Genomic DNA, 11,803 nt, shown 5'->3' with positions numbered 1-11,803 from the left:
ATGGGCCTCGATACCGTTGAATCAATAGTGGCATTCGAGCAGCATTTCCAGGTGGCTATTCCCAACCGTACCGCCGAAACACTATATACCGTAGCCGATGCCGCCGCTGCTATAACCGTACTGAAAAGCTTGTCGGCCGACCCGGCGCGTACCGCTGCCTACTATCGGATGCTCACCCAACTGCTGGCCTGCCTTCCCCCGGCTACTACCGAAGCCACGCTGCTGACGAAGCTGGAACTGCTGGGGGCCGGCCCAGCAAGGCTGGCAGCGCTGGCCGTCTGCCTGCAACTACGAATGCCCGATTTACCACAGCCCCCGTTGGCACCTCAGCTCCCTGGCTGGTGGCAACGTCTGTTTGGGGGTACTGTACCAGAAGCAGCCCCCCCGCCTCCTTCCCCTAACTGGGCACAGACCACCATCGAGGACTTAACGGAGTGGCTGCTGGCTCAAAATTACGCTCAACTACTGCCGAAGCCCACCACACTTTACGAAGTGCAGCGCGCCGTAATTGGCATTACAAGTAACCAGAGCGGGGTATCAGTCCCGGAAATCCAGCTGACGGATAGCTTCACCAATGACTTGGGTATGGACTGATAAAAACAAACCACCCCGCTGCACAGGCAGCGGGGTGGTTTGTTTTGCGGCAGCAAGCAGCTTTCTATTTCTTCTCCAGATAATAAATCGTCTGGCTGAAAACCGTTGAGCCACCGTTGGCAATGTCGCTGGGTGCTACGCTGATGACGCGCCAGCCCTGCGCTTCGTACTTGTTCACCACAGCCAGCGCCGCTTTGTGTACTTCTGTCATGTTAGCGGCCATCTGCTTGGCGCTGAAGCGGCTGAACTCTATTTCTTTCACCTCCTGCTTGCCATCCGGCTGAATGGTAACAATGCTGGCCTGGGCATCAAAACCCATCGACACGCGGCTGATAATCATCATGTATCCATCAGCGGCTACGGTGGTGGGTTCAGCCGAGGAGGCCAAAGTAGAGGCGGGGGTAATGGCGGCACTGCTCAGCAACAGGGCCAGCAGCAGCATGGGAGTCTTCATGGGTACTGGTAGAAAAATAGGGAGAGAGGAATGTAAACGGCGGCCAAATAGCAAAATTTGAGCCGATATCCGGCATTGCCTGCTCCCTAAATAAGCCCGGCGCGCCTACCGCAGCTCATCAAACGCATACTGCCCGGTGCTCCAGAACTCATCCAGGGCCATGATGCGGGGCTTAAAGAAGGAAATCAGCTCCGGCCACTGCTCCCGGTTAAACAGGTTGGCGGGGCGCAGCTCCTGGTAAATGCGGCTCAGCGGCTGCCCGTTGGCATCCACGGCATCGGGCTCCCAGGTCCAGGTTTCGCCGGTGGCTTCTTCCAGCATCGGGCGCACTTCTTGGAACTGCTCGAAGAACAGCTCCCGCAGACCGGCATCGGGGTGGGTGAGGTCGATGCTGATTGTGGCGTGGCGGTTATCGGCCTGCATGCGGAAATACACGTGCTTGAGGCCGGTTTTGTAGTTAATCCAGTTGGTGGGCACGCCTTCGGCCGAGGGCACGGGCTGCATGTATTGCCCGAAAGTGGTCCAGAAAGCCTGGCGCAGCTGGGTGACTTCGTTTTTGCTGTACATCGTAGCGCAAAAGTACGGGTTGGCTGCGGCCGTGGTTGGGCCCGTTGCAGCGCATGGTGCTGGGTAAACCCGCGCCAACGTGTAATTTACGGCCTCAACCCAACTACTTCTGCTTATGTCTGCTCCCGCCGCTGCTCCGCTCGTATTGCTTGAATGCTTGGTGGCCGGTACCACGCACCGCGACGGTCTGCGTGCCTTCGAGCCGCAGCTGCAACCCAATCAAGCGCTGGCCCTGCAACGGGAACCCGACAGCTCCTACGACGACTGGGCCGTGCGCGTGTACACCACCGGCCCCGATGCCTTCTGGCTGGGCTACCTGCCCGAAGGCCACAATGAAACCGTGGCCCGCCTGCTCGACGCCGGTTTTCCCATTTCAGCCCGCCTCACCCACAAAGCCTGGGAAGAGGAGTGGCTGCACCTGGAAATTGAAGTACTGCTGGCACGGTAAGTGGTGAAGTTGTGAAAAGCTGTCATTGCGAGCAGCGCGAAGCAATCCTGCCTGTTCAAGGAGGTAAGCCTCGAAGAACTGAAAAGCATTACTCCTACACCGGGCGTAAAGGCTTTTGAATAGGTCAGCGTTTCGCGCTAGGTGAAGGAAGGATTGACGCCGCTTAATGCGCGGAATGTCGTGCCTCCTCGCAATGACAGCTTTTCACAACTTTACCCATTCACCCATTGTTCTACCCCAGCGTATCGGCCAGGGCCAGGATTTCCTGGCGGGCACGTTGAATTTCAGGGGCATCGGGGAAGGTATGCTGCACCCAGTGCGTGAAGCCACTTACCATTTCGCCTACGGCCTGCCGGTTGCTTACTGGCGCGGCCTCCGTAACGGCTACTTCCTCCTCCGGGAGGATCGGAAAGGCGTCCTCCAGCCCAATCTGGCTCATAACATCCGATACAAATACCATCCCGCACACCTGCATACCCTGATAGAGCTGCACCAGCTCGGGCATGGTGAGCGTCAGCTGTTCCTGCGCCCTTACCCGTCCCAGATGCTCAATCAGCGGCTCCAGCGCGGCGGGTTGCAGGTTCGGAAACTGTGCTACGGCCCGCAGGAACGGGTGGTCGGCAGTATTGGGCAGGCTGTGGACCAGCAGCAAAGCCAGCCGCAGCATTTGCAGCTGCGGTTCAGCTAGGCGCAGGTTGGCCGCCGGGAGGGCCGGCGCGGGCTGCGCGGCTACTACCTGAGCAAACGCCTCCTCTACCAACAGGCGGTACAGACCAAGAGATGCCACACCGGCCGGGGCCGCGACGTGCTCTTCCAGTGTCGCCAGAAAAGCACCGCTCAGCTCCAGGCAATACGTGTTGAGAGTATCCAGCTGGGCCGCGTCAATGCCCATTTGCTGCTGCACGTAGGCCAGCACTGGCGCAGCCAACGACGTTTCCAGCGTCAGGCGACCCAGCAGCAGCAACTGGTACAAAGCCAGCGGCTCCGTGCGCAGCTGCGCCAGCAGCGCCGTCTGGGTCTGAATGTGGTTCAGCCGCTGCACTTTTTCCGGGCTTAGCCGGGTCAACTCCGCCAACGGTTGGGCCTCGGGGCGGCTGAGCAGCTCGGTAGCGGCCATGCCGTGCAGGCTCAGGCAGTGCGCCAGCTGGTCGTAAAAATCGGAAGGCAGGGCGTTGAGCCAGGCGAAGGAATCAGGCATACGGAAGCGGCGGATAAGGCTGCAAGTTACACCCGGCTGCCAATCTGCACGGACCTTGTCACAACTTGCTTGCTAAAAATATTAGTTAAATAGGCTCGGTATAATATTTTTTGCTAAAAAAGGCACCAACGCCGGCCCCAAAGTGTTACCTTTCGACACGCTGAACAACTCATTACGCTTATGCGCGAACCGTATATGACCGGGAGCAACGACCACATGGACGCTTCCGAAAAGGACATTGACAAAGCCCTACGGCCGCTTTCATTCGATGATTTCACCGGGCAGGGTAAGGTAGTCGAGAACCTGAAAGTGTTTGTGGCTGCTGCCAAGCACCGCGGCGAAGCCCTCGACCACGTGCTGCTGCACGGCCCTCCCGGCCTGGGCAAAACCACTCTCTCGCATATCATTGCCAACGAGCTGGAATCGGGTATCAAGATGACCAGCGGCCCGGTGCTGGATAAGCCCTCGGACCTGGCCGGCCTGCTCACCAACCTGGAGCCGAACGACGTACTCTTCATTGACGAGATTCACCGCCTGAACCCGGTGGTGGAGGAATACCTGTACTCGGCCATGGAGGATTACCGCATCGACATTATGCTCGATTCGGGCCCCAATGCCCGTTCGGTGCAGATTTCGTTGTCGCCGTTCACGCTCATCGGGGCTACTACCCGCTCGGGTATGCTCACGGCCCCGTTGCGGGCCCGCTTCGGCATCAGCTCCCGCCTGGAATACTACGATTCCAAGCTGCTGACCAGCATTGTGCAGCGCTCGGCCGAAATCCTGGGTACCCCTATCTATGAGGATGCCGCTTTTGAAATTGCCCGCCGCTCCCGTGGTACCCCGCGCATTGCCAATAATCTGCTGCGCCGCACTCGCGACTTCGCCCAGATCAAAGGTACCGGCACCATCACCCGCGAAATTGCCGAGTTTGCCCTTAACGCCCTCGATGTGGACCAGAACGGCCTCGACGAGATGGACATCCGCATCCTGAGCACCATCATCGACAAGTTCAAGGGCGGGCCCGTGGGCCTGAGCACCATTGCCACCGCCTGCGGCGACGAAGCCGAAACTATCGAGGAGGTGTACGAGCCCTTCCTCATTCAGGAAGGCTTCATTAAGCGCACCAGCCGCGGCCGCGAAGCTACCGAACTGGCCTACCAGCACCTCGGCCGCCCCATGCCCCAGCACCTGCGCGGCAACACGGCTACGGGCGAGCTGTTTAGCTAGGACTTTCGCTTTTACTAAGCGCACAAGCTGTGGGAAGAGCCTGTATTTAGGTATCTTTCCGCAGTTTTGCTTTTTAAGCCTTTATCTTAAATTAAGATGCTTTCTACAAATATATATTGCTACCTGTTGTGTTGTATAGTAGTATATGTTGCTTCGTTACTACCTGCTAAGGCATGTCAATGTAAGGAGTTGAAGAAATTAGGGAAAGTAGAATTAGTAAATGCTGAATCAGTGTTTATTGGCAGAGTAGTTTCTATTGATAGTACAGATAATTGGCATAAGATAATAGTATTTGAAGTATTAGATAATTTGAAAAAAGACGGTAGAAAGAAAATATCTGTATCAACTGGTTATGGTATGGGCGACTGTGGGCTGCCTATAAAGACAGAACAAGAGTGGTATATTTTCACTCAGATTATTGAAGGAAAAGCAAGTGCTACAATATGCGGCAGAAGTATATTGCTGAATGATTCTATTGCTTCATTAGGAAATAGATATGGATATGATGATTTTATGCTTGAAAAACATTCTGATAATATTGCTAGAGTCGCGGCAGAAATAAAATATATAAGAAAGAAATATCTAACACGTACTCCCTAATGCTGCCCACCGCCCACTACACTGCTTTCATCAAACGCCGGGCGGCGGAGCTGGGCTTCATGTACTGCGGCATCAGCAAGGCCGGGTTCCTGGAGGAAGAAGCTCCGCGCCTGGAGAACTGGCTGAACCGCAACATGCACGGGCAGATGGCCTACATGGCCAACCACTTCGATAAGCGCCTCGACCCGCGCCTGCTGGTGGACGGGGCTAAATCGGTCATTTCCTTGCTGCTGAACTACTACCCGCCCGAGGACCAGCAGCAGCCCGACGATACGCTTAAAGTCAGCAAATACGCCTACGGCCGCGACTACCACTTTGTCATCAAGGATAAGCTCAAGACGCTGTTGCAGGATATGCAGCAGGAGATAGGGGAGGTGGGCGGCCGGTGTTTCGTGGATTCAGCGCCGGTGATGGATAAGGCTTGGGCCCAAAAAAGCGGCCTAGGCTGGGTGGGCAAGAACAGCAACCTCATCCGGCCCGGCACCGGCAGCTTCTTCTTTATTGCCGAGCTGATTGTGGATGTGGAGCTGGACTACGACGGCCCCATCAAGGACTATTGCGGCACCTGCACTAAGTGCGTGGATGCTTGCCCCACCCAAGCTATTACGGAACCCTACGTGGTGGATGGCAGCAAGTGCATCAGCTACTTTACCATTGAGCTGAAAGACCAGATTCCGCGGGAAGTGAACGGACAGTTCGGCAACTGGATTTTCGGCTGCGACATCTGTCAGGATGTGTGCCCCTGGAACCGCTTTTCCCGGCCCCACCAGGAGCCCCAATTCACAGCCCACCCAGCCCTGAAAGACCTAACCCCCGGCGACTGGCGGGAAATCACCCACGAGCTGTTTTCGGAACTGTTCCGGCAGTCGGCGGTGAAGCGGACGGGCTACGCGGGCCTGCAGCGCAACATCCGGTTTGTGCTGGGCGAAGAGCCCGGTGCACCCGGTCTGGAAACCGGGGAGCACCCCACGGAAGAACCCCGGATGTGAATTACCCGAAAATGCCGGAGCCGGACGCTGGCCTGCTGTAATGGCAGGCCAGCGTCCGGCTCCGGCATGTGGGAGGTAGTGGAAAGGAGAGCGGAACGGTTACGCGGCAACCGGCTGGCGGAATACACGGTTCAGTACGCGCCGGTACAGTTTAGAAAACTGCTTGTAGCACCAAGTTTTCAGTTCTGAAAGCTCGGCTGGCACCAGGTTCCGGAGAGCTTTACGCAGTTCTTTCTCAAAAAGGATCCGGTCAAAGCTCACTTTAAGTAGGATGGTTTTAGCGTACTCGAGCATGGGTAGTATGGTTAGCGGGTAGTGTGGGTAAACAGAGCGGGGGAGAGTGGGCAGGCACTTGTACGGACAGGATGAAAAAAGGCTAACAGTTGTTAGAATTTTCTGTCTTATTTCTTGAAATATACAAAAGATTAGTTCTGAAATGCAAGTGGTGGAGCGGTGAACTGCCTACCAGAAAGAAGCCCCTGCGCCAACCTCGCGCAGGAGGTGGATGCAGGGGCAAAAGTCGGGGTATTATATGAGCCGAATATTATTCGGGTGTTATCAAACTAATAGGTGAATTGTCGGAGCAGGTCAGTAGCAACGCTGGCTTCCACGGGTTCATCGAAAGCCTCGGCCACTTTTGCCAGCACTGCGGCGGCACTCAGTGGGGGCGTACCCACGTTAATGGGCAGGGAAGAATCAAAGGGCACCCGGGTAACGGCGTTATTGAACGCCACATACTGGGTCGTGTTGGCTTCTCCATTGTAGGCCGCATCCGCTGCTACTCCCGTAATAGGTGCGTCGGAGGGGCTAACCCAGCTTTTAACGCTAACCCCCCGCCGCCGCCGTAGCGTGCGGATGTGGGCCGCGTGCCGGGCCTCAGTAGAATGCAGCCGCACGGCGGTTTCCAGTAGGTTATTGTCCGCCTGCAGAAAGCTGATCTGACCTTTGTACACCCGCACGCTGGCATCTTTCAGCAATTGAGCAACCTGCAGAAACGTGTTCAGGTTGGTGAATACATCGGGATACTGAGCGCCCTGGGTTCCATTGCGGCTGCCCGTGAAATCGTAGCTAGGGGTGGCATCCTGCGCGCTGCCGGAATTGCTGATGATAGTAGCAAGAGCCGTCGCGTGCTGTTTCTGCTGACCCTGAATAAGCCGCACCGCACTCAGAACATCGGCGGCGTTGGTGAACAGGGACTGGAAGCTAAGTGCCTGCGTGTAGAAGGCGGCTTGCAGATTCTCGTACCGTAGCACCAGCTTAAAGGCGTCAAGCGGGGTGCGGGTATTCTGGGTGCCGGCCTGGGCTGGGGTAGCCAGGGCAGTAAGCAGCCCGGGAAGCAGCACCGTGCCCGCATTGCTCAAACGTGAGAGAGCCGAGCGGCGCGGGGCGGCAGCAGGAGTATCAAGTGAGGCCAGGCGGCCCAGCAGGTCTAGAAAATCCATGGCAGTACGGGGGCGGAGGGCTTAGGAAAGAGCGGTGAGGTTGTCGACTACCAGCGTCAGCGGCACGTATGGCGTGAGCAGAACGGCTACTTCCGCTGGTGTTTTCACCGTGTCGAGGCCATTTACATCCACAATTCCGGTACTGGCAAACGAATCAGCCTGCGCCTGCTCCCGCACAAACGCGGCGTGCCGGGCTTCCACGGAGGCCAGTTTGGCCAGCAGCTCCAGGGTACGGGTAGAAGAGAGAAGCTTAGCGGCTCCGTTGTAGGCACCAACTCCAATATCTTCCAACGTGCGGGCAGCGGCGTACACCCCGGCCCGGGTGGTAAGCGTAAAGGAATCGAAATTGAATGCCAGGGGAGTAGTGGTCCCGGCATCGTAAACACTGCTGCCCAGCGCGAACTTCAAAAACTCGCGGTGAATCACTTCATGGTCGCGCAGGTCGATGAAAGCGGCCTTGTCCTCGGTGGTGAAGTCGCCGGGAAACTTATCAACCACTTTCTGATAAAAAGCCGCTTCCAGCTGTTCCAGCAGATAAGCCAGGTTCAGGACTCCGTTGTCGTCTTTCGTGAACGTCAGAAAAGTGCCGGTAGGGGTGGTCGGAGTCGGGTCATCATCGGAGCCGCAGCCGGCCAGCACCAGGGCCGTGGAAGCGGCCGTAGCCCCGGCTACGCGCAGGAATGTGCGGCGGCGAAACGGACGCGCTGAAAAAGCAGAAGTAGACATAAGCAAGAGTAAATCAGCCGTCCGGCAGTAGCCACCGGACAGCGTCGGGGTCAGCAAAGATAACCTGCTTCTCGGAGGATGCCGCTGCCCGGCAAAAGGTTGCACGAAAAAAGGCACCCTCCCAGCGGAGAGTGCCTTTTGCGAAGCTTTGGGAAAAGCAGTGTAACCGGCTTCTAGAATGTAGCGGCCGAGCGGGCAATGGCCGTTACGGTCGTGTTGTCGAGCGGCTCATCGAAGGCAGCGCTTACGTCAGCAGCATCGTAAGTATTGCCACCCACGGAAGTGAGCGTCAGGCCACCCTGAACCAAGTTACTTTCAGCCGGGAAGTTGGCAGCCGGGTTGCCCGCGCCATATACGGCAGCCGGGGCCCCATTGGCCTCCGCATTCATAATCCAGGGCATGATGGTGGTTTGCGCACCGGCCGTGGTACCCCGGCGCATGTAGCGTACGTGGGCCGCGTGACGGGCTTCAACCGAGTGGATCTGCAGGGCAACCGTCAGTAGGTTTACAGTCTGGCCGTTCACCGTTGGGTTGAGCGTGCGGGGAATGTTGGCGGCCTGTCCTTTGTAAGCGCGTACGCCCGTGTCTTCGAATGCCTGGGCAAACGTCAGGAACGTGGGGTACGTGGAAAAGGCGGTGCCGAAGTTGAAAGTAGGCGTAGCAGCGGCATTGGAGCCCAGCGCCGCCTGCAACAGGTTCACGTGCGCCAGCTCATGGGCCCGGATGGTTTCAATGGCCGTACGGTCGGCCCCGGTGAGGGTAGCCGTGAGAGTAGTAGCCGAAAGAGCCTGGTTGTAGAAGCTGTACTCCAGCCGCTCCAGCAGCAGGGCGTAGTTTAGAATGTCGTTTACGGCCGTCAGGGTGTTCTGACCAACGGCTTTGTTAAAGGCCGAACCAATGGCGATGGGAGCAGCGGCCAGGGCCATCTTCTTGCCAATGTTGCCGATGGCGTTGAGGGCACTCCGGCGGTGAGTGAGGCGGTCGGCAATTTCTGGGTCAACCTTCTCGAGCTCAGCAATTATTTGAAACAGATTCATGGGATGTAGATGTCAGAGTGGAGAGAAAGGTTATTTGCCTACGTTGTCGCCGTTGATGGTTTCCTTGATGAAGGGCTGAGCGGCGCTCAGAACCTGCGAAACCGTCATGGCCTTATCCAGTCCGTTTGTATCTACGGTGGTGTTATCGGCAAAGGAGCCGGGCGTGAGCAAGTCGCGGATGTAGGCAGCATGGCGAGCCTCCACCGATACAATTTTGCCTGCCAGCGTCAGGTAGGCAGCACTCTGAATCAGTTGGCCAGCCCCATTGTAGGCGGCTACCCCCAGATCCTCGAACGTCTTGGCGGTGGTCAGCACCGAGTTCCGGTTAGAAAAATTGATGCTGTCGAAGTTGGGATTCAGTCCGGGAATGATGGACGAGGAGGCCGCTGCCGTAATAGCTGCCTTGAAGAAGTCACGGTGGATGGCTTCGTGCTTGGCAATAGCCTGCAGAGCCGTGCGCTCGTCGGCATTAGAGAAGGTCGTATTGAAGCTGGAATCAGATACCACACGGGCGTAGAAGGCGGCTTCCAACTGCTCCAAAGCGTACGCGTAGTTTAACACGCCCACATCACCCGAGCCCAGGCTCACTGTGCCAGTGGTGGTGCCATTGTCGTCGTCATCGTCGCAACCGGCCAGTAGCAGTGCCGTGGCACCGGCCGTGGCGCCGGCATACATGAAGAAAGAACGCCGCTTGATGGGCACGAACAGGGGCTTGGCGAATTCCGCTTCGTCGCTGCCGAATTTTTTGTTGTCGGACATGGGTAGAACTGGTTGGGTGAAAGAAAACTACAGGCAATACGAAGCCACCCTGCTCTAAAGCGGTTCTTATAAATAAACCTGGAAAACGCAGGAATCTATAAAGGGTGGTGTGGTATGTGAGCAGATACGCCAAGCTTTACAGCATGGATTGTAGAAAGCCAAAATCTTGTAAGAGTTTTCTGATAATTGCTTGAGCGTGAAGTGCGGAACTATCACGTCAAAACAACGGTAAGTTCTCGGCGAAGCTTTTTGTCTAGCTTTGGCCGGAACCGTATTGTGCCGACTCATGCGCCTGAACCTGATTTTATGGTGGATGCTGTTGCTGCTGTCCACAGCGTGGGAGGCGGTGGCCCAAGTACCCGCGCCCAGTGCCCGCATTGTGCTGGGCACGCCGGCTTTTCCAATCAATGAGTACTACACCATCAGCTTTCAGCTGCGGGGCGCACCTCTGGAGCGGTATTCGGCCTTTCCAGACCTGGAGGGCTTCAAAAAAAGCGGGAAATCCAGCACCACTACTACCCGCATCGTAGGCGGGAAATCCTCCTCCGAGCTGACTATTACCCAGCGGTACGCCGCTTTTGCGGAAGGCACCTACCAAGTGAAGCCGTTCAGCATGAAAATCAACGGGCTGACGGTAGAATCGGGCGGGGCAACCCTGAAGGTGGGCCCCCAGGCCACGGCGGCCCCGCCCGCCAGCAGTAGCCCGTTGCAGGGTATCGGATTACTAGACCAGCTGTTCGGTAAGCCCCGGCCCCAGGATTTTGTGGAACCGCAGGACCAGGCGTTTCTGGCCGTGGTGCCCGAAAAAGCCCGGGTGGTAGTGGGCGAGGGCCTGCATGTGGGGCTGTATTTCTACCTGACCCCGCAGGACCAGGCGGTGCTTAACTTCTACAATTTTGCCGGTCAGCTGCCCGGCATTATTCAGCAACTGCGGCAGCGGAGTGCGTGGGAGGAGCGTTTTGAGGAGCAGGAAGTGGTACCGGAGAATGTGACGGTGGGTGGAAAGCCATTTCTGCGTTACCGGCTGTGGGAGGCTGAACTATATCCGCTGAACACGCAGCCGCTTACGTTTCCCGCGGTGGAGCTGCAGATGCTGAAGTACCGGATAGCTAAGAACCCGGCTGCCGGCCTTGATAACCGGATGGAAGGGTATAAAACCTACCGCTCGGGGGCCCGCACGGTGGCGGTGCTACCATTGCCCCCACACCCGCTGCGCGAATTGGTGCCCGTGGGGAACTATGAGTTGAAGGAGGCCATTGACCGCACTACTTTCCGCACGGGCAAAACCTTTACTTATACTTTCACAGTGGAAGGGGAAGGAAACCTGGCGGCCGTAAATCTGGCGGCTCCGCCCACCACGCCCGCGCTGGAAGTGTATGGCCCCGAGGTGCAGCAGAGCCTGACGCGGCAGAACGGCCGGGTAGGTGGGCGTAAAAGCTTCCAGTTTCGGCTGGTAGCCCGCCGGCCGGGCCCGCTGGCCCTGGATACGCTGTTTCAACTGGTATATTTCAACCCCGCCGCCGCCCGCTACGATACGCTGCGCTCCGGCCTGCAGCCGGTGGTGCGGGGCGCGCAACAGGCCGCCGCCCAGCTCCGCCCCATCCCCGACGACCCGTTTTACCGGGAGGCCCTGGCCGATGCGGAAGCCACGCCGCAACCCCGCGACGTGTACCGCAATGTGCGCTACTACGCCAACCTGGTAGTGGGGCTGCTGTTGGTGCTGGCCGGCGTGGGGTGGTGGCGGGCCCGGCGCTAAACCCCG

At 57.6% G+C, this 11,803-nt stretch carries 14 protein-coding genes; 6 read left to right on the top strand and 8 right to left on the bottom strand.

The features are described from left to right. A complete protein-coding gene (locus ACN19L_RS08535) occupies positions 1-594 on the top strand; it encodes a hypothetical protein (RefSeq protein WP_426493093.1) in 594 nt (197 codons plus the stop codon). 64 nt (positions 595-658) lie between these two features. On the opposite strand, the gene ACN19L_RS08530 is transcribed toward ACN19L_RS08535, so the two are convergent. Further along, positions 659-1,048: a hypothetical protein gene (locus ACN19L_RS08530; RefSeq protein WP_426493092.1), complete on the bottom strand. Its 390-nt coding sequence runs from the start codon at positions 1,046-1,048 to the stop codon at positions 659-661. 105 nt (positions 1,049-1,153) lie between these two features. Continuing rightward, entirely contained in the window at positions 1,154-1,615 is a 462-nt protein-coding gene (locus ACN19L_RS08525; RefSeq protein ID WP_426493091.1) for a DUF4268 domain-containing protein, read from the bottom strand. A 115-nt stretch (positions 1,616-1,730) separates the two neighbouring features. Here ACN19L_RS08525 and ACN19L_RS08520 point away from each other — a divergent pair, with 115 nt between their 5' ends. After that, the gene (locus ACN19L_RS08520; protein WP_426493090.1) at positions 1,731-2,063 is read left to right on the top strand and encodes an HIRAN domain-containing protein; all 333 of its coding nucleotides are present in this window, start codon (positions 1,731-1,733) and stop codon (positions 2,061-2,063) included. Between the two features lie 232 nt (positions 2,064-2,295). On the opposite strand, the gene ACN19L_RS08515 is transcribed toward ACN19L_RS08520, so the two are convergent. After that, positions 2,296-3,261 (bottom strand): hypothetical protein, encoded by a 966-nt coding sequence (locus ACN19L_RS08515; protein WP_426493089.1) that lies wholly within the window; start codon positions 3,259-3,261, stop codon positions 2,296-2,298. Positions 3,262-3,441: 180 nt separating this feature from the next. Between ACN19L_RS08515 and ruvB the strand changes: the two genes are divergently transcribed. From ruvB to queG, 3 genes are all read left to right on the top strand, one after another. Continuing rightward, positions 3,442-4,488, top strand: a complete 1,047-nt coding sequence (ruvB, locus tag ACN19L_RS08510) for a Holliday junction branch migration DNA helicase RuvB (protein WP_426493088.1) — start codon at positions 3,442-3,444, stop codon at positions 4,486-4,488. Between the two features lie 96 nt (positions 4,489-4,584). After that, positions 4,585-5,088: a hypothetical protein gene (locus ACN19L_RS08505; RefSeq protein ID WP_426493087.1), complete on the top strand. Its 504-nt coding sequence runs from the start codon at positions 4,585-4,587 to the stop codon at positions 5,086-5,088. Continuing rightward, entirely contained in the window at positions 5,088-6,077 is a 990-nt protein-coding gene (queG, locus tag ACN19L_RS08500; RefSeq protein WP_426493086.1) for a tRNA epoxyqueuosine(34) reductase QueG, read from the top strand. Before ACN19L_RS08505 ends, queG begins: the two co-directional genes overlap by 1 nt. 99 nt (positions 6,078-6,176) lie before the next feature. On the opposite strand, the gene ACN19L_RS08495 is transcribed toward queG, so the two are convergent. From ACN19L_RS08495 to ACN19L_RS08475, 5 genes are all read right to left on the bottom strand, one after another. Then, positions 6,177-6,371, bottom strand: coding sequence for a hypothetical protein (locus ACN19L_RS08495; RefSeq protein WP_426493085.1), 195 nt, complete (start codon positions 6,369-6,371; stop codon positions 6,177-6,179). Positions 6,372-6,640: 269 nt separating this feature from the next. After that, positions 6,641-7,519 (bottom strand): ferritin-like domain-containing protein, encoded by an 879-nt coding sequence (locus ACN19L_RS08490; RefSeq protein ID WP_426493084.1) that lies wholly within the window; start codon positions 7,517-7,519, stop codon positions 6,641-6,643. Between the two features lie 21 nt (positions 7,520-7,540). Next, positions 7,541-8,245, bottom strand: coding sequence for a ferritin-like domain-containing protein (locus ACN19L_RS08485; RefSeq protein WP_426493083.1), 705 nt, complete (start codon positions 8,243-8,245; stop codon positions 7,541-7,543). Positions 8,246-8,418: 173 nt separating this feature from the next. Beyond that, positions 8,419-9,282 carry a ferritin-like domain-containing protein gene (locus tag ACN19L_RS08480; RefSeq protein WP_426493082.1) on the bottom strand — a complete coding sequence of 288 codons (864 nt, stop codon included), beginning with the start codon at positions 9,280-9,282 and terminating at the stop codon, positions 8,419-8,421. A 30-nt stretch (positions 9,283-9,312) separates the two neighbouring features. After that, positions 9,313-10,041, bottom strand: coding sequence for a ferritin-like domain-containing protein (locus ACN19L_RS08475; protein ID WP_426493081.1), 729 nt, complete (start codon positions 10,039-10,041; stop codon positions 9,313-9,315). A 286-nt stretch (positions 10,042-10,327) separates the two neighbouring features. On the opposite strand from ACN19L_RS08475, the gene ACN19L_RS08470 reads away from it, so the two are divergent. Further along, the gene (locus tag ACN19L_RS08470; RefSeq protein ID WP_426493080.1) at positions 10,328-11,797 is read left to right on the top strand and encodes a BatD family protein; all 1,470 of its coding nucleotides are present in this window, start codon (positions 10,328-10,330) and stop codon (positions 11,795-11,797) included. Positions 11,798-11,803 lie beyond the last annotated feature (6 nt).

Source organism: Hymenobacter sp. 102, assembly GCF_049949205.1.
Taxonomy (GTDB): Bacteria; Bacteroidota; Bacteroidia; order Cytophagales; family Hymenobacteraceae; genus Hymenobacter.
This window is presented reverse-complemented; position numbering and strand designations above follow the sequence as displayed.